We start from the raw sequence: 22,793 nt of genomic DNA on the forward strand, positions 1-22,793 counted from the left end.
AGTAAAAAGTGATAGACATCACAATTAGAGGGATAGACCCTCAGACCCAGCGAATTTGATCGGTTGGGTCACGAAAATTCCCTGACACGAATGTGCCCGCAAGCGCGGGTAAGGAGTGACTATGAACCCTATCACCGCGACTCTGCGGTCAGCAGACCTGTGCGCGTTGCTGAGCGTGTCTGACCAGTCCATTTATCGGTGGACCGCGAAGCCGTATCCGCCCTTTCATGACTTTCGCTGCAAGCCGCGCGGCAAGATGTTTGCGCTGCCCGATATTGTGGTTTGGTTTCGCGAACGCCGGAAGCGTGCACTATATGGAGACGACCTGAGCCGCGTCGTTGAATTCGATGCTCACGTACGCGCTGAACGCGCCCGTGACGGCGTAAACGACCTTTGGTTGGGCGACGTCCCTGAAGCCCGCGCTGAGGCCTTCCTGAAGGCGCTGACCGGCGAGGAAGTCGAACGGGCGCGGTTGGTACAGAAGACCGCTACCAGCGCCGCAATCGCCGCTGGTTTGCCCCGCATCTCGCGTCTGTCCAATATCGTCCTCATCCATCCCGGCTGCATCCGCTTCATCTTGACCAGCGAAGGCGAGGAATTGCCCGTGGGTGACGCCGGTTGGTCATCGTGGATCAAGGCAATCGACGTCGTGAACGTCGCTATCGAAGAAAAGGAGGCCGCGTGATGGCCAATATTGAAGATACACTTGCCCATCTGGGCGAAGAAGACCGCCAGCGTTTCACCGACGCAATCGGACAGGTCGGCAAGGCCTTCCAGATGAAGACCGGTATTGAGGTGGACCCCAAGACAATTGCGGGGCTGGCCACGATCCGTGACCACGTCCTGACCGGCGGTGAATACCCTCTTGATTTGGCAGAATCTATCGAGGCCCTGAAGCAGGACACGGACGTCTCGAACGCACTTATCGCTGCGGAAATTGAACAGGCAGAGGTATCGAAGATCACCGACGATATCGCGAGCCTCAGTCCTCAGCAGAAGATGAATTACGCACGGGCGAACGGCCTTGATCGGCCTCGGACCGACACCACCAACAGTATGACCCGAAATGAACATGACGCCGTTCTTGCCAGTCTCAGCCCCCAGCAGCGTATCAACTACGCTCGCAAGCACGGCCTCACGTGATGGTGTTGACGAAGATCGAGTCCGCCGTGCGGTCGGCTGGCGGCGTCTGGTCACAGTATTTCCGCCGCGAGGGTGGGGAATGGCAGTGCATCCTGTTGCCTGCGGAACGCCTTTCTGAAGAACAGTACGCCGCCCTTTCGCGTAGGTTCACCCCCCTTCCTACCGGAGTGGACAAGGCAAAGGCGCGGGCGCGAGCGGCGGCTGAGCGAAATGGATAGTCCGTTGAACCACGCCTCATCCGGCGACTTCCTTCACCTGTCGCCCGCTGAACGCCGCAAGGCCAAAGCGCGTGCGAAGAAGCGAGCCGAAGTGCTCCGGCGCTGGAAAGAGGCGCGGTCGCATTGGACCCCTGAAATGATCGAGGCTGAAAATGAAGAACTTGAGCGACAGAAGCAGGCCATGCTCGCAGAGCGCCGCGCCGCGTAAGCCACTGCCTTTTCGGAAGGTGATGGAGAGACCCGCCCGCCGCCGCGCCCTGTGGCATGCGGCTTGGTTGGCGTGTTCATCCTTTGACGAATGGAAGGCGAATCTTCACATCATCGAAAGAGCCATTGCAGCGCAGATGGAAAGAGAATTCGGGACGCCTTAGCAGCGCCCCCTGCCTGAAACCAATTAGAACTAGGAGAAGAAATGACCCGCCACCAAATTGGGGCGCTGCCCCGCGAACACAACGAATACGACCCCGCCATGATCACGAGCATGGCCCGCGAAATCCAGCGCATCGCGGACCGATCTGGACCCGGTGGCATGCGCATCTCCTTCGAATGGTTGGAGGACGTACTGGATGGGGACGAAATCCTGACGCGTCGCGTCTTGACCGCGGCGGGCTTCTCGCCGCCTACGGAGGTCGAGTGGCGGCGGGGCAAGGGCCGCGACCAGCTTTCCGACCGGGGGTATCCCGGCCTTCTTGAAGACCGGTTGACCGACATCCTCGACGACCACACGAGCTAGCGAAACAATCGGTTTCCGTTTTCGCAACAAGCTTGTGCGCCGCGCCTGCGCAAGACACAACATGTTGATTTCCTGCATTGCGGATTTAAGCTTCAAGCTCAGTCTTGATTTGGGTTTTCAGCTTGAGGCCAAAAAGTGCATTTCACCATATTTATATGGGCATGTATGATTTTCAATTCGTGATTGACGGATGCTTTGTCAGCGGTCTAGGTAGTACCTGCCACCGAAACAGAGAATCAACATTTAGTAGGGACGGGATGCAGAATGGAAGAGATCATTTTGGGGGCGCACCGCCTTATCGAGGTGGTGGAGCAGCGAGACGAAGGTGCGGCGCTCGAAGGAGCGGGGCCGTTGCTGACGGAACTTGCTTTGCTCGTGGATCAGCGGCGAGGTGACCGCGGCGGGGACGTTGTGCCGCTGAGGTGAAAGGGATGCGCCCGCGTAAGCGGGCGAGCCGACCCATAGAAGGGATTGCAGCTTTGTCCCGTTTCACTGCCGTCCGTCGCTGAAGGTAATCGGCAGGGTAAACAGGACCAGAAAGGAGGTGAGACATGCAATAACTGCAACTGAGAGAGATACAATAATGGCAGAAGATAACACCGCAGGTCAGAGTGAAGACGGCCCGGACCTGAACCACGCATACTTTCATGGAAAGGAACCTGAAGGTCTCGAAGACTTCCTTAATCGGGAAGCAACTTTCCTCACGGGCGAACTGTGGGGCCAGCGCGACCGGCGTAACACGCAGGACGGTAACTGGCAGTCCCTGACCCTGACTTGGGCTGCGTGGGTTGGCGGGCAGGCTGGTTCAAAGGTTGAACCCGCATGGGGCTTTTCGCGCCACCCCGTGGGCAAGCAGAAGGAAGGCGCGGCAATCGTGCTGGGGTCCAGTGTCGGCGGCGCGCGCAAGGCGAAGGCCATGGACACGATGTATGCCATGGGCCTTGACGTCGACTCCGGTGCATCGCTGGACGATACGCTGGATAAGGTCGAAGAGCTTGGCCTTCTCTGCTTCGTCTATAGCTCGTTCAACCACGGCAAGCGCGGGATCGAGCTGAAGCGGGACGAGGTCCTGCGCAAGCTTGAAATCGCACGCGACCCGACCGACGAAGAAGTCAGGAGCTTCCTGAAGGACCACGATAAGCACCGGTATGAAGAGTCATTCGTCGCCGGGTGCACCATCGAGAAGCAGAAGTACCAGACCACCGAAGGCGTTAAGATCGTCCTCCACACGCCGCCCTTGGACAAGTTTCGCTTGATCTTCCCGTTGGCAGAACCGGTCAAGCTGATCGATCTTGCAGACACCCAGCAGGCCGCTCTCGACCTGTGGGAAGACAAGATCACGGGGCTGGCCCGCAACGTCCTCGGCGTTCACTTCGACACGTCCTGTACGGACCCGTCGCGGCTGTTCTACACCGCGCGTCACCCCAAGGCAGCGGAAGACTGGTATTGCGCGATTGTGCAGGGTGACCCGCTGGCGTTCGAGGATATCAAGCCCATGAAGAAGTCCGCGTATGTCGGTGGTAACGACAACGCGTTCTCGCGGGCCGGTGGTGATGATAACCGCCCGCCTAGGTGCGTAGCGCCGTCAGGCGCTTCTCTGAACGAGTGGCACAGCGACGGCGGTAAGGACCGCTTCCTGATTGCGGACCTGATGGAGACGCTGTGCTCTGACAAGGTGCGTGTCGCCGGGGGTGAAGCCAACGGACACGTCCACTGCGAATGCCCGTTCGAGCACGAGCACACCTCCGAAGGTGGCACCGCCACGATGGTGATCAACAGCATCGACAGTCAGAACGAATACTGGACGTGGTTCTGCCACCACGACGCCTGTCAGGGGCGGCACAAGCTGCAGTTCCTCGAAGAGGCGCTTCGGCAGGGGTGGTTCGAGGAAGACGCCTTGTACGACAAGGACTCCGGCTTCCTGTTGGAAGTGGCGGACGGCGAAGACGATCCGCTTGCGCCTCTCCCTGCTGAACCGGGCGACACCGACAAGACGCCGGAGGAACGTGCAGAAGCCTTCAATACGGACAGCACCGAAGAAGACATTCGCAAGTTCATCAAGAGACTGTTCCGCGAAGGTGTTGACCTCACGGTTCAGGCCAACGTCACCGCGGTCATCGCGAAGAACACCAACCTCGGAAGGCGTGAGGTGAAGAAGTTCTGGAAGGAACTGGAAGACAAGCTGAGCAAGCGGGAAAAGGATCAGGAATTCTCAGGCGGCATGTACATCACTGAACCTGCCCCGGATCAGACGCGCTATGCGGCTGACGCCGCCAGGGCCGCGAATGAAAACTCCCCCTTCCTGTTCGAGTACATGGAAGCCCCGGCAATCGTTCGGCGCGGGCGGTTGAAGACGCTGGACCGTGCCGGACGGCGGCATGAACTGGGCAAGGTCACGCGCTTTATCGCAGTGCGTGGTGATGATCCGCAGCACGTTTATCCGCCCTATGATGTGGTAGATGACCTGTTTTCGTCGGACCTCTCGGAATTCGCCTTGCCTCTTCGCGGTGTCGTGGACACGCCGTTTTTCGCGGCGGACGGGACGCTTGTGACGGCGAACGGGTATCACGCCGGGTCGCAGATGTATCTGGACAGTGAATTGGTGCTGGACCGCGTTAGCCCGCGCCCGACCGCCGAAGAGGTAAACGCGGCAAAGTCGCTTATTGTCGATAACGTGCTCGCCGATTTCCCGCTGGGCGGGTTGTCGCGTCCTGAGATCAAGGAGGCACTGGACGGCGGGAAGGCCCCTGCCGTGACCCATGCGGTAGGCCTGACCCTCTTGCCCTTCATGCGGGAAATGATTGACGGTCCGACGCCGGGTTGGATTCTGTCCAAGCCTGCACCGGGCACGGGTGCCTCGCTCTTGGTGAAGCTTCTGACCACCATCGCAAGCGGTGTGTCCGCGCCGGAGTCAACTCTGCCGTCGAACAAGGAAGAGATGCCGAAGACGCTTGCCGCGCTTTTGATGAACGCTCCGACCCACATCGTGTTCGACAACATCAACCATTCGGTGGATTCCGGAGATTTAGCGTCGGCGCAGACTGCCCGGACCTATCAGGCCCGCGTTCTCGGGAAGACGCAGACCATTGAAGTAGACGTACGGTCGATCATGATTTTCACCGCGAACAACGTCACTTTGTCCAATGAACTGCTGCGCCGCTCGATCTTCATCCCGCTGGACGCCAAGGTTGAAGCACCCGAAAAGCGGACCGGGTTTTTGCACGCCGATGTATTCAAGTGGGTGGATCAGAACCGGGCGGAATTGGTGCACGCCTGCCTGACCTTGATCCAGAACTGGGTCGCAAACGGTATGAAGCGGAGTGGGCATTTCTTGGCCTCTTTCGAGGACTGGGCGGCGGTTACCGGTGGCGTGCTCGAAGCCGCCGGTTTCGCCGGTTTCCTCGAAGGTCAGGAAGACGCCAAGGCTCTGGCGGCTGACGCCGCACAGAACAATGTCACGCATCTCATGGACGTTCTGTCAGACTACGTGGACGGCACGCTTTTCCGTCCCGGCGGTACGGCCAAGTTCGGCGGAGATGCCACTGTGAGCATTATGGAGATTCTGAACGGCGCGGAGCGTGCGGAGGTCGAACCCGGCGACGACAAGCCGGACCCTATCCAGATCAATAGCTGGGGGTACAGCCCCTATGACGGCTGCTACAACACCTCAGGGCGTATCAAGACCGGGTTCGGGAAGCTGGCACGCAAGCCGCACCGGGGTCACTCTGGTGATGGGTATGAATACATCCTGCACTTCGAAGAACTTTACGACTCCAAGAACAAGGGCGCGGTGTACAGGATGACGAAGGTTCCCGCTCCGGACCGAGAATGACTTGATGAGTTGTAGGGGGCCAGCTAACGCTGGCCTTTCTGCTTTTGCGGAGGTGCCGGAGGTACGTTTTCAGACCTCCGCAGTATTTATACCAATGATAACAGTGACTTACGCTTCGTTTGCGGAGGTCGCGGAGGTGCCGGAGGTATTTCCGGCGCTCCCCGCCCGTAGAAATATTTTTCTTGTAATTAACGCCCCCGAACGGCCTGCCTGTTGAAAGAAATAATATTTTCTCTCTCTATTCCTTAAGATTTACCTCCGGGACCTCCGGGACCTCCGCAAACCCCTATAAATAAGGGCTCAAATTTGCGGAGGTGCAAAAGCCGCACCTCCGGCACCTCCGCAAGTAACGTTCGAATCCTCGCCGGAATCCGGGGGTCGGGCTGGACCGATGCACGGAACGCGTGCATCCTAGGTCCGCAGAGATGGGAGAGGCTATTACGTTGACCGAAAATTTCAAAAAGAGGGAGACAAATCCCCTGACTGACCTTTCTGGCCTCAGCATGGAACTTCGACCGAATGGGGAAGAACTCGACGTACACTGTCAGTTGCGCTTTGCGACCGATGAGATTGAGTTCAGCAGTCGTGCCTATGTCGTTGGTATACGGCAAGCTCGCCTACAGCTCTATCTTGAAGGTTGGGATAAAAAGATTGGCGCAGACTATGGTGACTTGAAAATCCCCACCGTTGAACGGTCTTCCAAGTCGGTACAGGAGACCTGTACGAGTGGAGAGATTGGCGGGGGCGGTGCTGCTTCGATAGCAGGAGACGGCATGCCCACGGGCAGCGGCCAAGTTGGGGTTACCGGGAACGTCAAGAAGAGTTGGAAGGAAGCGCTCGAAAGCGAGTACAATCAAGAAATTCCTCCGATTACTTCACTGCCCAACAATGCATGGCAAATCAAAGTAATGCATGATGGATCACCCGATACCCCACTGGAGGGAACCGCTCTGTCCGGCGAGCGGCTGTGCATCCTCTCAAGAACGCAAGGCAGCAACCAATCCCACGTAACTGCTGAACTACAGGTTAGGCGAAGTCAGATTACGGTTCGGCCTTCAAAGGGTAACAAGTGGGGCAAGATGTTTAGCCTTTCCCGGAACAAGGATGCCATAATCGCCAAGGTGCTTGAGAAGGCGATAAAGCGGGAAGCCGAAGGAGCGACAGCACGTTCTCTTGACGCTGTCGTTGTGGCGTCCAAGGTCGATTTCGAAGAACAATGAGTCGCCTACTAGAAGACCTTGTCACCGATGAAGAGCGCTCAGCTATTGAGCGCATCTTGGCGAGCGTAGAGATGCGCTTCGACAAGTTGGTCGCGCTCGCTGGGCTAGACCCTTCGAATGACTTTACGCATTCTGATCTTCGGGCACTGAATTTCTGCGGTGCCGACCTCCGAGGCTTTGACTTTACCGGCAGTGACCTCCGCGATACCGCGATAGATGGTAATACGAAGATTGACGATACTACCATACTGACGGATTCGAGTGTTCGCTGGACAGAAAAAGAAGATATTCCGATTGTACAGCTCATGATGAGCGTTGCATCGGCGTCCAGTACCCCGGCACGTAGGTCGCTATTAGCCGAAATCGAAACGAGGTTTGGCAAATCAAGCCACGTGATACAGTTTGTGGTGAACGCCGCAGCCGAAACGGATGACCTAGAGACATTCTTAGATTTCCTCGATTTCCTCCCCGCGCAGATGAGCATAACGCATATGAGAAAACTCGCCCAGAACGGCGAGCGTGTCCTTAAAAGGAAAATGGCGAAGTCCCGGTCCCGGACCCGCAGGCAAACCACCACAATATTTGCAAGCTCAAGAATTGTCGAAAGACTGCAGAATTCGGAGGACTCTCTGGCTTCAGTTTGGCTGGCCCGGATTGCGGTAGTCGCAGACAAGCAGGCTCGGACACACACATTGAATGGCACAGTTGAACCTACCGAAGAGGTTTTGATCACGTCACTTAAAGAACTGCCCAAAGCCGCCTCCGACGCTAAATAGCCCTTTCAGACGCCGTCGAACGCCGACATGTAAACACCGCAAATGTATATACATATGATATACGTTTTGCAAATCGTCCTAAGGCATACGGAAACAGATCGTTTCGGATTCAAGGCGTTGATTTTGCTAGAGAATCATGCCTTGCCGACGTATAAAACCCTTAAAGAATCTCAACGAACAATGGATGGTTATAGAGAGGGTTGTACATGGCTGAAAATGACTGCATCGAAGGCCCGTTTATCGCCTATTATAGGGTGTCCACGAAGGCCCAAGGGAAAAGCGGGAACGGTCTTGAAGCGCAGCGCCGGGACATTGACCTTTTTCTGTCCGCATACGCCTGTCAGGGGGCCTCAGTGGTCGCGGAATATACGGACGTGGCCAGTGGCAAGCATGACGATCCTAGACGCCGTCCGGGCCTCTCTGACGCCCTTGCGCACTGCCGTAGAACCGGGGCGGTTTTGCTGGTGTCCAAGCTGGACCGCTTGAGCCGCAAAGTCCTGCATATCGCCCAGTTGATGGACGACAAAACCGTTAAATTTAAGGTAGTTAGCATGCCTCACGCGGATGAATTTCAGTTGCAGCTATACGCGAGTTTGGCCGAACAAGAGCGCCGATTTATCAGCCTCAGAACCAAGGCGGGATTGGCCTCTGTGAAAGCCAAGGGGAAGGCCTTGGGCGGGGACCGTGGCGGTGCCGCTCACGCGGCCATTGCCAATCGCCGTATCGCCGATAACCATGCCCAGAATATCGCCCAGATCGCCCTGCCGATGCGTGCTGCTAAGTCATCATATCAAGCCATTGCAGACGCCCTCACAAAGGCAGGTGTCGAGACGCCAAGAGGCAAGAAGGTCTGGTATCCACAGACTGTGAAGAACGCCCTAAACAGGCTGAATCCGGCCTGAAAACCGCTGACAAAACAAGCGAAGGACAGGGCAGCGCCCCCGCGTGAGCGGGCGAACTAGATGTTGTCTGCGTTAGCAGACTTAACACCATTCAGTCCCTTCGGACCTATATTTAGTGTATGGGACCCGAGGCGGTGCTATGGGTGGGGGTCAAAATCGGGCGTAGATGCTGTCCGCATAGGTGGCGCAAACTCGCCGAAAAGTGCACTGCGATTTTTCTATGTCGTGTTTGCTTCTTTTGTTCTGTTGCCCTGCAATTTTTGCCCGACAGGGGACCCATCCCCAAAACGACCCCCGGCCTTCCCAGATCAGAATCCCGCGTCCGAAAATTTAAAAAATGGGCGGGATAGAGTTGCAGTCCTGACCCCGACACACTCAACTTAAAAGTGTGACCCGAAATTCCCGTTTCCTAGGTGCCGGGGCGGCGATGTGGTATAGTTTGCCCATCTCTAGCAGTAGGTCTGCGGCTCCTCTTCGCTGCAACCATGCACTCGGCGAGGTTGCGGCGGACTTTGACTGCCACCGGGTACCGCACGCGACCTCGCCACCTCTTCCTAGCAGTCAGGACTATCGAGCGAATGTCAGAAACACACGAATTGCGTCTGAAGGTAGACGCCTCTGCCGCCAAGCGGGGCAGTCGCGAATTTGTAGGAGCCGTGAACGCGGTGAAGCAGGCCGTACGCGACTTGGAGCGGGACAGCGCAGGCGCGTTCACGAAGCTCCGCAAGGTGGACACTTCCGGTCTCCGCGAAGTTACTCGCGAGGCGCAGAACGCCTCTAAGAGCATGCAGGGCACTGGCACTGCATCCGACAAGGCCGCGGCCCAGATCAAGCGAACCGCACTCGCCTCCGCCTCCGCGATGCGTTCTTCCGAACAGGCCGCGCAGCGCCTCGCTCTTCGTATGGGCGACTTGGGCAATACGTCCGGTCTCGCCGAACTTGAAGGCGCATTGTCTCGCTTGCGGTCGAATTTGACGAACGCGGGTAGTACCTTGGACGTCAGGTCTGCCAAGTCCCAGTTCGACGACCTCCGCAGCAGCTTGCTGCAGAACACCGTCGCCGCAGAACACCTTCGCGGCGAACAGGTGCAGCTTGCCCGTCAGACCGAAGAGGCCGCGCGCGCCGCTCGCCAGCAGGCAAGCGAAATGGATCGACTTCGCGAGAAGTACAATCCGTTGTATGCCGCCTCCAAGGCCTATGAGAGGTCGATTGAGGAAGTTGCACAGGCCGAACAGGCAGGCGTGATCAGCGCCAATATGGCAAGCGCTGCAAGGGAACGCGCGGCGGCACAGTTGGGGGCCGCGTCAGCAGCAAACACCCGGTATGCCGCCACGGCCCGTTCAGGCGGATACGAGTCGGCCTATTTTGCCGCGCAGATGCAGGACGTTTTTGTGTCGGCCCAGATGGGCCAGCCGATCATGACGACGATGATGCAGCAGGGTTTCCAGTTCTCAGCGATGCTCAATCAGATGGGCGGTAGAACCGCCATTCTGAAGTCACTCAGCGGTGCCATGCTTTCGCTTGTAAACCCGACGACCCTTGCCACTTTGGCCGTCGTAGGCGGTGCCGCCGCACTTACTCAGTGGGTCATGTCCGCCGGGGGAGCCGAAGACGCCACCGAGTCCCTGAAGCGTCAGCTCGATACGCTCAGCACCCTTTCCACCGATCTTTCCGCCACTCTCGACGTGCTGGAAATGGACGCCGTACAGCTTGCCGAAAAGTACGGCACCGCTGCCATTCGCGCCCGTGAACTTGCTGTCGCGCAGGCCGAACTGCGCCGGGGCGAGATCATCGACGCGTTGAAGGCTCAGGTTGCGGAACTTGGCTTCATCGAAACGCGCTACAAGCAGGCGCAGGGCGCGGCGGCGTTGTACAGCAGCGGCATCAAGAATATCGCGACCGATTTCAAGATCAGCCGCGCCGCCGCCGCCGACTTCGAAGGTGTTCTTCTCCGTCTGGGTCGCGCGAAGACCTTTGACGAACAGCGGGCCGCGCTTCAGGCAATCGTGAAGCACGCCGAAGAAGCTGGAATCGAGTTGTCGCAGTTCCCGCCCGAACTTCGGCAGGCCGCTATCCATATGATTGACCTCAGCAATGAATCCGACGCCCTTCAGCAGCTTCTGCACCGCGCCTCCGATGCTATCGCAGGTGCCACGGGACAGACAAATGCGTGGGCGGGGGCAATGAGCGGGGTCCGGGCCGAAATTAACGCTATCCTGTCTTCTCTGGCGTCCATCGGCGGCGGCGTCATCTCCAATGCCGCGAAGTCCGCAGAACTGACGGCCTTGAACGCGGGGAATAGCGTCAGGGCCGCCGCCGTTGCCCGCGTCCGTTTCGAAAAGGAACAGGAATTTGCCGCCAAGGAAATGGCCGCGAACTCGGCTGGCGGCATCGCAGGCTGGGCGCAGGGGCAGTTGCTCGAAATGGAACGATACCAGTTCGAGGAAAGCCTTCGTCTTGATGCTGAGCTTGACGCCAAGCGTGCAGCCGTCCGCAAGGCCGCGACCAGTTCGGGCGGTGGTGGCGGTGGTGGCGGTGGTGGCTCTTCAAGCCGTACCGCCGCGCTGACGGAAGAACAGAAGGCCGTGACCGACCTCACTGAGTCTCTTCAGGACCGGCTCACGAGTCTCACCGAAGAAAAGTTGGCGCTTGAACTGGTGGCCTCAGGCCAGTTTGAGACGCGGGAAGGTGCCCGCGCCATGGCAGAAGCGCAGACCACCATGGGCGGCGCAGTAGACGCCACTACGGAAGCACTTATCCGCCAGATCGACGCTGCACAGAAGAGCGCAAACGAAATGCGCAAGGCGGCAAACGCCGGGGCACAGGGTTGGTTGAATGCGGTGCCGTCCTATCAGGAAGCCGCCGATCAGATCGAAGTGGAAGTACTCGACTCGCTCTCGAATGAGATCAGTTCATTCGCACAGACGGGCAAGTTCGACTTCGAGCGTCTCGCAGATTCGATCCTTGCCACCATGGCAGACCTCGCCGCCAAGCTGGCGGTGAAGGAGTTGTTCGGCGGACTTCTGGGTGGCGGCGGTTCTGGCGGTAGCGGTGGCCTTCTGTCGGGCCTCTTCAGCGGCGGTGACGGCGGCGGATTTCTTGCCGGTCTGTTTAGCGAAGGCGGATACTCGACACAGGCTGTCGCGCATAGCGCCGTCCCGGCGGCGGCGTTCAAGAATGCCCCTCACTTCAGCGAGGGCACGGCGAACACGTCCGGCATCCCCTCGATTTTGCACCCCAACGAGGCGGTGATTCCGTTGTCCAAGGGCCGGAAGGTCCCTGTGGAACTGAGTGGAGACAAGAGCGGCGCAGCAGGCCAGATGCTGAACTACGCGCCAACCTACAACATCCAGACGCCGGACGCAGACAGCTTCCGCAGGTCGCAGGCTCAAACGGCGGCAGACGGCTTGTCAGTAGCACAGCGCGCCCTCAGGAAGAACGGCTGACCCCGCAAGCAAAACGAACGGACAATAGAATGAGCAGACTTGGCATTTACACAGACAAGATTAACGCAATCCGCGAACAGCGCGGGCTGACGCCCAGCGGCTTCGGGGAAGACGGGACCGACCCCGCAGAAAACGACAAGAAGGAGATGGAGCGAGCCGTGTACGACCGCGCGAACCACAAGGTAAGCAGCATCGCATCAGCACTTGCGCCCGCGAACGAGAGGACCAGCGTAAACCCGGAAGGCGATCTCTAAGTCTTCACATAGAAGCTAGATGTAAGAGTCTGACTTCGGGCCTGATCAAGGTGTGAGACAGTAGGCGTATGTTCATTTGCCAGTAAGAAAAACAGATGACACGATGCAGTCGAAGCAGTTTTGGAGGCTAAACCTTGGATTTTGATAAAGTTCTTGCAAATCGGGAAATTAGAGAGGCGCGAAACGCTCGACCATATGTGAACTACAGAGAAGGAGTGGACCAATGCATTGCAGCGGGAAGAGACATTGTCCGGAATGAACAGCCTTCCAGCCACCAGAGGCTGCTTGAGAGGTCAGTAGTTATAACTTTTGTTACACACATCGAAGTCTATTTCCGCGACATGCTCGATGCAGTTTTCCGTGTTTGCAAACCAGACTACTTCTTGCCGCACCTCAAACATATCCACCAAAGCAAGTACAGTATCGAGGAACTGATTCACATATATCAGAAACAGATACACCCGCTTGAGCTAGTCTCCAGCGACATGTCATTCCAAAACACCGACAAGATTGAGAAAGTCTTTTCGAGGTTTCTCGGCGGAAGCCTCTGGAATGCAGCAATTAACATTCAGGTTCGAATTCCAAACAGACCTGAGACCGCAGTTAGCTTTGAGGCTGAGTACCTCGAGGGGTTGAAGCGGATTTTTGAGCTACGGCACGAATTAGTTCACAATCCCAAGAATTCGCCGCACCTCACGCCTGATCTTCTCAAAGATATCACAAATGCCGATGGACTCATTCTAGCCGTTGACTGTGTGCTTTCCAAAATGCTGTCCGATCACATGGACCCATTGTTGGAGGAAAAAGGCTAGTCTTTTGGGACCTCACTCCACTACGCTGAAACTAGAACAATCGCACGTACGTCATAGTCAGGCCGATGACTGCCAACGTAGTCCCGATGACCCATTTCCATTCACGAGCAACAAAACCGACCACGGCGCGTGCAGCGCGTGAGGTCCAGTGCCGATGAGTAATGCCACCGAACACGATCAATGAATCGCCGGGGTCGTTTTCAGCGGGAATGAACCTTCCGTTCCACCACGTCCCAACCCGTTCACGCATGTTTCGTCTCTGTCCGGTCATGTGTTCGATGCTGTCAGTCCACGACGAACTTGGCAACTGTCTCCAAGGCTTTCTGCTTTCCTGTGGTCCGGGCATCGGAGCCGCCCTAGGCTTCTAGGCAGCGCCACCCGTCGCGATTCCCCTCACGGTGTCGCAAACCGCTTTTTCCACTCATTTTCCACTCCTACATGTATGAAAACCCAGAAATCGAGCGTGTTTGGGGTGGCATGATACCCTAAACAACAAGCACACTAGGCGACCCAAAGCGCACATAAAGTCTTTGTTTTAAAAGGTATTTTTCGTTGTGGGGTGTTGGTAGCGGAGGAGGGACTTGAACCCCCGACACGCGGATTATGATTCCGCTGCTCTAACCACCTGAGCTACTCCGCCAAACCGTGGCGCTAGTTAAGACAGGCACATCACTGCGTCAAGCCGGAAATCCAACGCATTTCACCTTGCAGCCGCCCGGCACCGGGCGCAGTTTGCACATCATGACGACAGATACCACTCTCCTGCTTTCCGATCTGCGCGCGGCGCTCGGCGACGCCTGCGTGCTCACCGGCGAGGCCGCGGCACCCTACCGCATCGACTGGATGGGCGACACGCGCCCGGAACCGCTCGCCGTGCTGCGCCCCGCGGACACGGGCGAGGTCTCGAAGGCGCTGCAATGCGCCTTGCGCCACGGCACCCCCGTCGTGCCGATCTCCGGCAATACCGGGCTGACGCACGGCACCGATGCCGGCGGTGCGCTGCTCTTGTCGCTCGACCGCCTGAACACCATCCGCGAGATCCGGCCCGACGCGCGCGTCGCCGTGGTCGAGGCCGGCGTGATCCTCGCCAACCTGCACGAGGCGGCCGACGCCCACGACCTGATTTTCCCGCTCACCTTCGGCGCCCGCGGCTCGGCGATGATCGGCGGGGCGCTGTCCACCAATGCGGGCGGCTCGAACGTGGTGCGCTACGGCTCAACCCGCGGCCTCTGCCTCGGCATCGAGGCGGTCCTGGCCGACGGTCGCGTGCTCGACCTGATGAGCGCGGTACACAAGGACAATTCCGGCTATGACCTGCGCGACCTTCTGATCGGCGCCGAAGGCACGCTGGGCATCATCACGGCCGCCGTCCTGAAACTCGCCCCCAGGCCCCGCGCCTATGTCAGCGCCATGGCCGCCTGCCCCTCAATCGCCGCGGCCCTCACGCTCCTGCACCGGCTTCAGGCCGAGACCGCGAACTCGGTCGAGGCGTTCGAGCTGATGCCCGGCAACTACATCGACGCGCATCTCACCCGCTATCCCGACGCCCGCGCCCCGTTCGAGCAGCGTCACGACGTCAACATCTTCCTTGAACTCGGCGCCCTGTCGGCCCGTGACGCCACGCCCGACGCCACCGGCGCCGTGCCCATGGCCAGCCATCTGGAAACCGTCCTCTCCGACATGCTCGAGGCCGGCGATATCCTCGACGCCACCGTCGCCCAGAACGCCGCGCAGCGGTCCGAGATGTGGGCAAGGCGCGAGGCCGCCGCCGAACTCACACGCCTTCATTCTCCCGTGGTGGACAACGACATCGCCGTCCCGCTCGACCGCATGGCCGACCTGATCGCCGGGATCGAAACCGAAACCCGGGCCATCGACCCGGGCATCCGCTTCCTGCACGTGGCGCATCTGGGCGACGGCAACCTGCACTTCTCCGGCTGGCCCACCACCGACGATCCGGAGGTGCACGCCGCCGTCAATCGCGCAGTCGAAAACGTGGCGATATCCCTCGGCGGCTCCTTTTCCGCGGAACACGGCGTCGGCCTGTCGAAACGTCCCGCGATGGCCCTGCACAAGGATGCCGTGGCCCTGGACGTGATGCGCAGCATCAAGGCCGCGCTTGACCCGCAGAACATCCTCAACCCCGGCAAGGTCCTGCCCGGTCCGCCCGGCTGAGCCTGTCCTGCGGGTAACCTGATCCGGTACAACTCCGGTCTGGTTGCCCGCATCTTTAGCGCCGGCTGCCTATTTACTGTGCAAACTTTGGTTCACATTTGGACCACACGAAACCGCGATGCCAAATTTTTCCCGCACAACCCTGCGGCGATAAGAATGCACCCGCTTTCCTATACCGAGTGCGCTCACACCCCCATGCCCCGCATGATTACTTAAAAGTTTCATAATCTTACGGCAAGCCACGCCAAATCCGCGCCTCCTGCCCACCTTTCCCCCCTCCGTCCTGTACCCGCGAAAACGGCGCTTTCCCCGCCGCGCGCGGCCCGAAAAAAACGTTTGGCGGAATGCCTTGGACCCGTTTCAGTAAAGGCGTCGCCGGAATCGAAGCGTACGGGACTGCGCGCTCCGGCCAACACGGAGGTTAAAAAGAAAAATGGAAGAACAACTCGCGGAACTTGCGGCCCAGGTGGCCGCGATGGAGGCGAAGGGGAACATGACCAACACCATGTTCGCGGAGACGTATTACTACCTCTCCATCCCCCTCATGATCATCATCCACGCAGGCTTCCTGGCCTATGAAATGGGCGCCTCGCGCGCCAAGAACGCGCTCTCGTCGGGCGTCAAGAACATCCTTGCCTTCGCGTTCGTCATTCCGGCCTTCTACTTCTTCGGCTGGTGGGTCTACTGGGGCTTCCCCACGGGCTTCTCGCTGTCCGAGGGGCCGAACGGCATCTCCGGCGCAGCCTATGCCAACTCCATCGCTTTCCCTTGGGGGGAATCGGCGGCCTACATGGGCCCCAATACCGAAGACCAGATCGACGGCGTCTTCTGGGGCGCGTTCACGCTCTTTGCCGCCACCACCGCCTCGATCATGTCGGGTGCCGTCATCGAGCGCATCCAGACCGTGGGCTTCGTCATCCTCGCCATCATCCTCGGCGGGTTCAGCTGGACGCTGGCCGCCGCCTGGGGCTGGCACGCGGATGGCTGGCTTGTGCAAAACTGGGGTGTACATGACTTCGGCGCCGCCGGGCTTGTCCACGCTGTCGCGGCCTTCTTCGCGCTCGGCGTGCTGATCAACCTCGGCCCGCGCATTGGCAAGTTCAATCCCGACGGCACCGCCAACAACCTTGCCGGCCACAACATGCCCTTCACGGCAACGGGCCTCATGCTCATCGTCGTGGGCTTCTGGGGCTTCCTGATGGCCTGTCTGGTCGTCGGCGGCGAGGCGTGGTCCTGGGGTGCAAACTTCACCACGATCTACGGCACGCCCACCAACCTTGGCGCACTGACCTTCAACATCCTGATGGGTGTGTCCGGCGGCATCATCGGCGCATGGCTCTTCACGCGCGATCCGTTCTGGATGATGTCCGGCGCGCTGGCGGGTCTCATCTCGGTGGCCTCGGGTCTCGACATCTACTTCCCGTCGCTGACCTTCATCATCGCCATCGTCGCGGGCATCATGCTGAAACCTGCCGCCACGATCCTCGAAAACATGGGGATCGACGACGCGGTGGGTGCCGTCACCGTGCACGGCACGATGGGCATCTTCGGGATGCTGATGTTGGGCATCTTCGCGTCGGGCTACCCCGCCCTCACCGGCGAAGGCGCCCCGACGGTCAGCTTCATCGGCCAGCTTGTCGGCATCGTCGTCTTCGTCGCGATCGGTTTCAGCACCGGCTACGTCAGTTCCCTCATCCTGAAAATGGTGGGAATGCTGCGCGTGCCCGAGGCGGCCGAAATCGCGGGTCTGGACACGGTCAAGGTACCGGCACAGGCCTATCCCGAAGGCATCATGGCGTCGCCCCCGGCGTCGCAGTAACGAAAGGAAAGAACCATGGGATTTCCCTTTGAGAACGCATCCTGGGACGGTGTCAGCGGCGTGATCTTCGTTGGCGGCGCGGGTGGCCACACGCTGGTCTACAGCCTGATCGCCATCGGCATCTGCGTCGCCGCCCTGTTCTTTGGCAACGGCATCGAGTCGACCAAGTACAAGAAGCACAAGTAAACCTCGGCCTGCTTGGCCGAAACGCCCCGCGGGTTGCCTGCGGGGCGTTTTGCATTCGGGCAGGGTCAAATGACCGTGAAGTCCCCCATTGGCCCTGTCACCGGGCGCCGGCGGTGCTAATCCTTGCGGCATGAAACACTTGGCTGCCCTCCTCGCCCTCACGCTCGCCCTGACGCTGCCCGGTCTTCCGGCCGTCGCCTGCGGCCTCGACACCGACTGCCGGATCGGTGACCGCAGCTACCGCATCTACCTGCCACAGGGGCAGGACGGCTCCATGCCCATGGGCGCGCTGATCTTCGCCCACGGCTACAAGGGCTCGGCGGCGGGCACGATGCGCAACGGTTCGCTGCGCGCCATGGCCGACCGGCTTGGCATCGCGCTGGTCGCGGCCAACGCCGAGGGCGACGACTGGCGCCTGCCCGGCACGCCCTCCGGCGGCGTCACCTCGCCCGACACGGAACTGGCCTATTTCGACGCCCTGCGCGCCGACATTCTGGACAGGAACCCGATCGACCCCGACCGCATCGTCATGGCCGGCTTTTCCGCCGGCGGCATGATGACCTGGACCCTGACCTGTCACCGGCCCGCCGACTATGCCGGCTTCATTCCCGTCGCCGGCACCTTCTGGGCGCCCACGCCCGACAGCTGCGCGATGCCTCCCGCCGACATCATCCATGTCCACGGCACGTCCGACCAGATCGTTCCACTTGCGGGCCGCGCCATCGGCGAGGCGCGCCAGGGCGATGTCGAAACCGTCCTCTCGATGTACCGTAAGCTCGCCGGGCACGAACCCTCCAAGGCCCCCACGTTGCATGACGGCCTGACCTGCGAAGCCTGGACCGCCCCCAACAACACCCGGCTGCTCAAATGCCTGCATCCCGGCGGCCACAGCTTTCGCACGGACTGGATCGCCGCCGCCTGGGGTCTGATCTTCTCCGGTTGACCCAAGGCACTTTACCTCGCCCCCGCCGCCGCTAGGTCCTGACACGAACGCCACGCAAGGGACCCGCATGAGCACCCACATGACCATCTTCGGCGCCACCTCCGGCATCGGCCAATGCGCCGTAGAAGAGGCGCTGCGCCGCGATCACACAGTCCGCGCCTTCGCCCGCTCCGCCGGCGACATGCCCCCCGCTCCGGGGCTGGAGCCGTTTCCCGGTGACGCGCTGGACCCCGTCACCGTCGCAGGCGCGCTCAAAGGCACCGACGCGGTGATCTATGCGCTGGGGATCAAGGAAAGCGTCTCGATGCTCTGGAAAGAGGTCACGCTCTTCTCGGAAACCACCCGCATCCTTCTGGACGCCATGCAGACGGCGGACGTCTCCCGCCTCGTCGCCGTCACCGGCTTCGGCGCGGGCCGCAGCCGGTCGGCCATGAGTTCGCTTGAAAGCCTCGGGCACAAGGCGATCCTGGGCAGGCCCTATGCCGACAAGGACCGGCAGGAGGCGTTGATCATGGACAGCCCGCTCGACTGGACCATCGCGCGCCCCGTGATCCTGACAAACGGCACGCGCACCGGCAGCTACCAGGTGCTGCGCGACCCCAAGGCGTGGCGCAACGGCCTGATCTCGCGCGCCGACACCGCCTGCTACCTGATCGACGCGATCGAGGAGGGTCTGGACATCCGCGGGGACGTCGTTCTCGCCCGGTGAATTCGCAAGAACTGGACCTATGGATTTTACGCCTTCTTCAGCTTTGATGCTGCGGCCGCGAAATCCGCGCGGTCCGTTAACCTGCCGTGCGACAGAATTGGCACCGTCGCGATACCGCCCGGATACCGACGCGGGTACCGACATGCGAAACATGGTGAATCAGGAACGTTAACCCTGGATCCGGCTCAGCGATCCCGTATCGCCCGGAACGCCGCCGACGCCCCCCAGCCCGCCGCGATGGCGATGGCCAGCGACATCAACCCGTAGATCAGCGGCTGTTCCCGCGACAGGTTGAAGATCCACCGCTCCAGCCCGACCTTCTGCACGCCGATGGCCGTCTCGTAGGTCGACACGACCTCGCCGCCCCGGGTCAGGAAGATGCGCGTCGTATAGGCCCCTTCCGTCAGGTTCGCAGGCATGGCAATGGAGGTACGGAACAGCGTCTGCTCGTCCAGCGACACCGCCCCTTCCTGCAAAGAGTAGGCCCCGTTGGCCTTGCGGATGCGGATGATCGCCTCGGTAAAGGCCTGCGGATCGACCGTGTCGCTCGCCGTGCCCACCGCCCGAATCGCCCGCGGGATCGAAATGCTGTGCCGCAGGTCCTCGACATTCGACAGCACCCGGTCCAGCGGCCCGGTCGTGGCGATGGCATAAAACGACGGCGCCCGGTCCACCTCGACCGCGTCCGTATTCACCCAGATACCGAACCGCCGTTCCTTGCGGCGCACCACCACCGGCTTGCTCGGACCCGCGATGGCCACGATCACGTCCAGCGGTTCCTCGGGGATCTTCTCTTCCCGCTTGACCGCACCGAACACCAGTATTTCCGAACCATCGAAGGTGGCGGTGATCGCCACCTTGTCGCGGCTCAGGCCCAGCACGACCTCCTCCGCCATCACCGGCCCAGCCATGAACAGAAAGGCGATCAGCCAACGCATCAATGCCCCTCCGCCGCGCCAATGGAATAAAGCTCGGAGGGGACAAGCAGCAGGTCCAGCGCCAGCTTGAAGCACACCGCCAGCACCATCAGCGCCAGCAGGATCCGCAGTTGCTCGGCCTTCATCCGCGTGCCGATCGTGGTCCCGACCTGCGCCCCGATCACGCCCCCGATCAACAGCAGCACCGCCAGCGCCACGTCCACGGTAAAGTTCGTCGTGGCGTGCAGAAGCGTGGTAAAGGCCGTCACGAAAATGATCTGGAACAGCGACGTGCCCACGACCACCTTGGTGGGCATCCCCAGCAGGTAGATCATCGCCGGCACCATGATGAACCCGCCGCCCACACCCATGATCGCCGCCAGGATGCCCACGCAAACCCCCACGATCACCGGGGGAATGACGCTGATATACAGCCCGCTCGTGCGGAACCTCATCTTGAACGGCAGCTTCTGGATCCAGGTATGTTTCTTGCGCGCCGCGGGCTTGCCCGACTTGCTGCGCCGGATCGCCCGCAGGCTTTCAAAGAACATCATCCCGCCGATGATGCCCAGGAACACCACGTAGCACAGCCGCACCAGCAGATCGACCTGCCCCAGCGACCGCAGGTAGTTGAAGACCACGACGCCCAGCGCGGCCCCTATGAGGCCGCCGATCAGCAGCACCGTGCCCATTCGGAGGTCCACGGTCTTGCGCCTCAGATGCGCCAGCACGCCCGAAAAGGACGACGCGACGATCTGGTTCGCCTCGGTCGCCACGGCCACCGCCGGCGGGATGCCGATGAAGAACAGCAGCGGCGTCATCAGGAACCCGCCGCCCACACCGAACATCCCCGACAGCACGCCCACCAATCCACCCAGCCCCAAAAGCAGGAACGCGTTGACCGAAACCTCGGCGATGGGAAGGTAGATCTGCATAACCCGTGTTAGCCCCGGCTCAGGGCTTTTTGCAAGCGCGGCATGGGCTTTGCCGTCTCAGGTCTGATCAATTTATGTGAACTGGCCTTACGAAGTGTGAACGCATCGGTCCATGCGCTTCCGTTTCCAAAACTTTTGAGACACTCGGGGCAGTTAGCGCTCTTTGACGTAAGGCATGCCGCCCGATTTCGGCGGAATCGCCTTGCCGACGAACCCGGCCAGGATCACGACCGTCAGGATATACGGCGCCGCATCCATCAGCTGCGTCGGAACCGCGATCCCGCCCAGCTCGAGCGTCTGGTACCGCAGCGCCACCGCCTGCAACAACCCGAACAAGAGCGTCGCCCACAGCGCGTACCACGGTCGCCACTTGGCAAAGATCAGCGCTGCCAGCGCGATGTATCCGCGCCCCGCCGTCATGTCCTTGACGAACCCGGCCTGCAACGCGGTAGACAGGTACGCCCCCGCCACCCCGCACAGCACGCCGCAGATCGCCAGCGCCGCGAACCGCATCCCCGGCACGCTGATGCCCGCCGTGTCCACCGCTTCCGGGTTTTCGCCCACCGCCCGCAGCCGCAGCCCGAACCGCGTGCGGTACAGCACCCACCAGCTGGCCGGCACGCACAGAAAAGCAAGGTAGACCAGTATCGTATGCCCGGACACGAGCTCGCCATAGACCGGCCCCAAGCTGCCCGCGAATGGCAGGTCGATCGGCTCGAACCGCGCCCCCGTGCCCAGCGAGGGCGTCCGCCCCGCCTCCTCGAACCAATCCGCCGCGATCAGCACCGTCAGCCCCGCCGCCAGGAAATTGATCGCCACGCCCGAGATCAACTGATTGCCCCGGAACGTGATGCTGGCCAGCCCGTGCAGACCCGACAGCAGCATCGACGACCCGATTCCCGCCAGCAGCCCCACCCAGGCCGACCCCGACACATAAGCGACGGCAGCCGAAAAGAACGCCGCCATCAGCATCTTGCCTTCCAGCCCGATGTCGAAAATCCCCGCCCGCTCGCTGAACAGCCCCGCAAGACACGCCAGCAACAGCGGTATGGCCAGCCGCACCGTGCTGTCGAGAACTTGCAGAAGGGTCAGAAACTCCATGCGGTCAACTTTCCGACGTGGCCATTTTGTACGCGGCAAAGGTGAAAAAGCTGCCCAGCCCCGCCTCGATCCACCGCCGCCCGCCGGCATAGGCCGCGCGGATTGGCCCCGAGGACAGGAACAGCGCCCAGGCCGCGTGCATCGTGAAACTGATCGCAAAGGCCCCGGCGACGAAGGCGGCAATCACGGTCCCCGGCGCCCCTTCGACCGCGCCCACCGCCGCGATGGCTAGCCAGAAGACAATCGCCTTGGGGTTCGTCACCTGCAACGCGTAACCTTGCGCAAACAGCTTCGCCTTCGCCTGTTTCGGCGTCTTCATCACCGACAGCTTCGGCGGGTTCAGCGCCTTTTTGAATGCGCCATAGGCCAGCCACACCAGGTAGGCCGCACCGATCAGCTTCAAAAGGCTCATCGCCCACGCCGCCTGCGACAGGATCAGCCCTACGCCCAGCATGGTCAGGATGTTGATCGTCATGCTGCCGGTGGCGATGCCCGCGCAGGTCACCAATGCCGGCCCCCGCCCCTGGTTGGTCGAGATACCCAGCAGCATCGCCACTGCCGGCCCGGGCGAGGACGCGCCCACCAGCAGGATGGCATAGGCGGCGATAAAGCCCGGAAGATAAGGTGCGAAATCAGTCATGGTACGCGGCTCCGAAAATGTGTGTCTCTCGC

The 22,793-nt window shown here is 60.5% G+C and carries 22 protein-coding genes and 1 tRNA gene; 17 read left to right on the forward strand and 6 right to left on the reverse strand.

Annotated elements, in window-relative coordinates; genetic code table 11:
- The first annotated feature begins 121 nt into the window (after window positions 1-121).
- The 12 genes from FIU85_RS08635 (at window position 122) to FIU85_RS08685 (ending at window position 13,336) form a co-directional block, all read left to right on the forward strand.
- A complete protein-coding gene (locus FIU85_RS08635) occupies window positions 122-685 on the forward strand; it encodes a hypothetical protein (RefSeq protein WP_152496592.1) in 564 nt (187 codons plus the stop codon).
- Window positions 685-1,143, forward strand: a complete 459-nt coding sequence (locus tag FIU85_RS08640) for a hypothetical protein (protein ID WP_152496593.1) — start codon at window positions 685-687, stop codon at window positions 1,141-1,143. Before FIU85_RS08635 ends, FIU85_RS08640 begins: the two co-directional genes overlap by 1 nt.
- A gap of 210 nt (window positions 1,144-1,353) precedes the next feature.
- Window positions 1,354-1,569, forward strand: a complete 216-nt coding sequence (locus FIU85_RS08645; RefSeq protein WP_172978837.1) for a hypothetical protein — start codon at window positions 1,354-1,356, stop codon at window positions 1,567-1,569.
- A 204-nt stretch (window positions 1,570-1,773) separates the two neighbouring features.
- Entirely contained in the window at window positions 1,774-2,094 is a 321-nt protein-coding gene (locus FIU85_RS08650) for a hypothetical protein (RefSeq protein WP_152496595.1), read from the forward strand.
- A 264-nt stretch (window positions 2,095-2,358) separates the two neighbouring features.
- A complete protein-coding gene (locus tag FIU85_RS21975) occupies window positions 2,359-2,520 on the forward strand; it encodes a hypothetical protein (RefSeq protein WP_172978838.1) in 162 nt (53 codons plus the stop codon).
- 157 nt (window positions 2,521-2,677) lie between these two features.
- A complete protein-coding gene (locus FIU85_RS08655; RefSeq protein ID WP_152496596.1) occupies window positions 2,678-5,926 on the forward strand; it encodes a hypothetical protein in 3,249 nt (1,082 codons plus the stop codon).
- Between the two features lie 425 nt (window positions 5,927-6,351).
- Window positions 6,352-7,146, forward strand: coding sequence for a hypothetical protein (locus FIU85_RS08660; RefSeq protein ID WP_172978839.1), 795 nt, complete (start codon window positions 6,352-6,354; stop codon window positions 7,144-7,146).
- Window positions 7,143-7,922, forward strand: a complete 780-nt coding sequence (locus FIU85_RS08665; protein ID WP_152496598.1) for a pentapeptide repeat-containing protein — start codon at window positions 7,143-7,145, stop codon at window positions 7,920-7,922. Before FIU85_RS08660 ends, FIU85_RS08665 begins: the two co-directional genes overlap by 4 nt.
- 206 nt (window positions 7,923-8,128) lie before the next feature.
- Window positions 8,129-8,824, forward strand: coding sequence for a recombinase family protein (locus FIU85_RS08670; RefSeq protein WP_152496599.1), 696 nt, complete (start codon window positions 8,129-8,131; stop codon window positions 8,822-8,824).
- A 578-nt stretch (window positions 8,825-9,402) separates the two neighbouring features.
- Complete coding sequence (locus FIU85_RS08675; RefSeq protein WP_172978840.1) at window positions 9,403-12,270, forward strand: phage tail length tape measure family protein; 2,868 nt, start codon at window positions 9,403-9,405, stop codon at window positions 12,268-12,270.
- Window positions 12,271-12,299: 29 nt separating this feature from the next.
- Window positions 12,300-12,524 (forward strand): hypothetical protein, encoded by a 225-nt coding sequence (locus tag FIU85_RS08680; RefSeq protein ID WP_152496601.1) that lies wholly within the window; start codon window positions 12,300-12,302, stop codon window positions 12,522-12,524.
- Between the two features lie 134 nt (window positions 12,525-12,658).
- Complete coding sequence (locus FIU85_RS08685) at window positions 12,659-13,336, forward strand: HEPN domain-containing protein (RefSeq protein ID WP_152496602.1); 678 nt, start codon at window positions 12,659-12,661, stop codon at window positions 13,334-13,336.
- A 31-nt stretch (window positions 13,337-13,367) separates the two neighbouring features.
- Here FIU85_RS08685 and FIU85_RS08690 read toward each other — a convergent pair whose 3' ends face one another.
- Window positions 13,368-13,607, reverse strand: a complete 240-nt coding sequence (locus FIU85_RS08690; protein WP_172978841.1) for a hypothetical protein — start codon at window positions 13,605-13,607, stop codon at window positions 13,368-13,370.
- A 292-nt stretch (window positions 13,608-13,899) separates the two neighbouring features.
- Window positions 13,900-13,976: transfer RNA gene (locus FIU85_RS08695), tRNA-Met, on the reverse strand.
- A 101-nt stretch (window positions 13,977-14,077) separates the two neighbouring features.
- On the opposite strand from FIU85_RS08695, the gene FIU85_RS08700 reads away from it, so the two are divergent.
- The 5 genes from FIU85_RS08700 to FIU85_RS08715 all read left to right on the forward strand — a co-directional run bounded on the left by FIU85_RS08700 (window position 14,078) and on the right by FIU85_RS08715 (window position 19,168).
- Entirely contained in the window at window positions 14,078-15,511 is a 1,434-nt protein-coding gene (locus tag FIU85_RS08700) for an FAD-binding oxidoreductase (RefSeq protein ID WP_152491099.1), read from the forward strand.
- Between the two features lie 433 nt (window positions 15,512-15,944).
- Window positions 15,945-17,330: an ammonium transporter gene (locus tag FIU85_RS08705; RefSeq protein WP_152496604.1), complete on the forward strand. Its 1,386-nt coding sequence runs from the start codon at window positions 15,945-15,947 to the stop codon at window positions 17,328-17,330.
- Window positions 17,331-17,345: 15 nt separating this feature from the next.
- The gene (locus FIU85_RS21980) at window positions 17,346-17,516 is read left to right on the forward strand and encodes a hypothetical protein (RefSeq protein ID WP_172977994.1); all 171 of its coding nucleotides are present in this window, start codon (window positions 17,346-17,348) and stop codon (window positions 17,514-17,516) included.
- A gap of 139 nt (window positions 17,517-17,655) precedes the next feature.
- The gene (locus FIU85_RS08710; RefSeq protein WP_254703031.1) at window positions 17,656-18,459 is read left to right on the forward strand and encodes a PHB depolymerase family esterase; all 804 of its coding nucleotides are present in this window, start codon (window positions 17,656-17,658) and stop codon (window positions 18,457-18,459) included.
- A gap of 67 nt (window positions 18,460-18,526) precedes the next feature.
- Complete coding sequence (locus FIU85_RS08715; RefSeq protein ID WP_152496606.1) at window positions 18,527-19,168, forward strand: NAD(P)-dependent oxidoreductase; 642 nt, start codon at window positions 18,527-18,529, stop codon at window positions 19,166-19,168.
- A gap of 185 nt (window positions 19,169-19,353) precedes the next feature.
- Here FIU85_RS08715 and FIU85_RS08720 read toward each other — a convergent pair whose 3' ends face one another.
- From FIU85_RS08720 to FIU85_RS08735, 4 genes are all read right to left on the reverse strand, one after another.
- Entirely contained in the window at window positions 19,354-20,106 is a 753-nt protein-coding gene (locus FIU85_RS08720) for a TIGR02186 family protein (RefSeq protein WP_152496607.1), read from the reverse strand.
- On the reverse strand, window positions 20,106-21,020 hold the full coding sequence (locus FIU85_RS08725; RefSeq protein WP_152491094.1) for a sulfite exporter TauE/SafE family protein: 915 nt from the start codon (window positions 21,018-21,020) through the stop codon (window positions 20,106-20,108). The genes FIU85_RS08720 and FIU85_RS08725 overlap by 1 nt, the downstream gene beginning before the upstream one ends.
- A gap of 153 nt (window positions 21,021-21,173) precedes the next feature.
- A complete protein-coding gene (locus tag FIU85_RS08730) occupies window positions 21,174-22,121 on the reverse strand; it encodes an ABC transporter permease (protein ID WP_152496608.1) in 948 nt (315 codons plus the stop codon).
- A 4-nt stretch (window positions 22,122-22,125) separates the two neighbouring features.
- Window positions 22,126-22,761, reverse strand: a complete 636-nt coding sequence (locus FIU85_RS08735) for a LysE family translocator (protein ID WP_152491092.1) — start codon at window positions 22,759-22,761, stop codon at window positions 22,126-22,128.
- Between the last annotated feature and the right edge of the window lie 32 nt (window positions 22,762-22,793).

The sequence above is a fragment of the Roseovarius sp. THAF8 genome (genome assembly GCF_009363735.1).
Lineage (GTDB): Bacteria > Pseudomonadota > Alphaproteobacteria > Rhodobacterales > Rhodobacteraceae > Roseovarius.

Coding starts and splice junctions, on each gene's coding strand:
- FIU85_RS08635 (WP_152496592.1), top strand. CDS start 122: ATGAACCCTATCACCGCGACTCTGCGGTCAGCAGACCTGTGCGCGTTG.
- FIU85_RS08640 (WP_152496593.1), top strand. CDS start 685: ATGGCCAATATTGAAGATACACTTGCCCATCTGGGCGAAGAAGACCGC.
- FIU85_RS08645 (WP_172978837.1), top strand. CDS start 1,354: ATGGATAGTCCGTTGAACCACGCCTCATCCGGCGACTTCCTTCACCTG.
- FIU85_RS08650 (WP_152496595.1), top strand. CDS start 1,774: ATGACCCGCCACCAAATTGGGGCGCTGCCCCGCGAACACAACGAATAC.
- FIU85_RS21975 (WP_172978838.1), top strand. CDS start 2,359: ATGGAAGAGATCATTTTGGGGGCGCACCGCCTTATCGAGGTGGTGGAG.
- FIU85_RS08655 (WP_152496596.1), top strand. CDS start 2,678: ATGGCAGAAGATAACACCGCAGGTCAGAGTGAAGACGGCCCGGACCTG.
- FIU85_RS08660 (WP_172978839.1), top strand. CDS start 6,352: ATGGGAGAGGCTATTACGTTGACCGAAAATTTCAAAAAGAGGGAGACA.
- FIU85_RS08665 (WP_152496598.1), top strand. CDS start 7,143: ATGAGTCGCCTACTAGAAGACCTTGTCACCGATGAAGAGCGCTCAGCT.
- FIU85_RS08670 (WP_152496599.1), top strand. CDS start 8,129: ATGGCTGAAAATGACTGCATCGAAGGCCCGTTTATCGCCTATTATAGG.
- FIU85_RS08675 (WP_172978840.1), top strand. CDS start 9,403: ATGTCAGAAACACACGAATTGCGTCTGAAGGTAGACGCCTCTGCCGCC.
- FIU85_RS08680 (WP_152496601.1), top strand. CDS start 12,300: ATGAGCAGACTTGGCATTTACACAGACAAGATTAACGCAATCCGCGAA.
- FIU85_RS08690 (WP_172978841.1), bottom strand. CDS start 13,607: ATGACCGGACAGAGACGAAACATGCGTGAACGGGTTGGGACGTGGTGG.
- FIU85_RS08700 (WP_152491099.1), top strand. CDS start 14,078: ATGACGACAGATACCACTCTCCTGCTTTCCGATCTGCGCGCGGCGCTC.
- FIU85_RS08705 (WP_152496604.1), top strand. CDS start 15,945: ATGGAAGAACAACTCGCGGAACTTGCGGCCCAGGTGGCCGCGATGGAG.
- FIU85_RS21980 (WP_172977994.1), top strand. CDS start 17,346: ATGGGATTTCCCTTTGAGAACGCATCCTGGGACGGTGTCAGCGGCGTG.
- FIU85_RS08715 (WP_152496606.1), top strand. CDS start 18,527: ATGAGCACCCACATGACCATCTTCGGCGCCACCTCCGGCATCGGCCAA.
- FIU85_RS08720 (WP_152496607.1), bottom strand. CDS start 20,106: ATGCGTTGGCTGATCGCCTTTCTGTTCATGGCTGGGCCGGTGATGGCG.
- FIU85_RS08725 (WP_152491094.1), bottom strand. CDS start 21,020: ATGCAGATCTACCTTCCCATCGCCGAGGTTTCGGTCAACGCGTTCCTG.
- FIU85_RS08730 (WP_152496608.1), bottom strand. CDS start 22,121: ATGGAGTTTCTGACCCTTCTGCAAGTTCTCGACAGCACGGTGCGGCTG.
- FIU85_RS08735 (WP_152491092.1), bottom strand. CDS start 22,761: ATGACTGATTTCGCACCTTATCTTCCGGGCTTTATCGCCGCCTATGCC.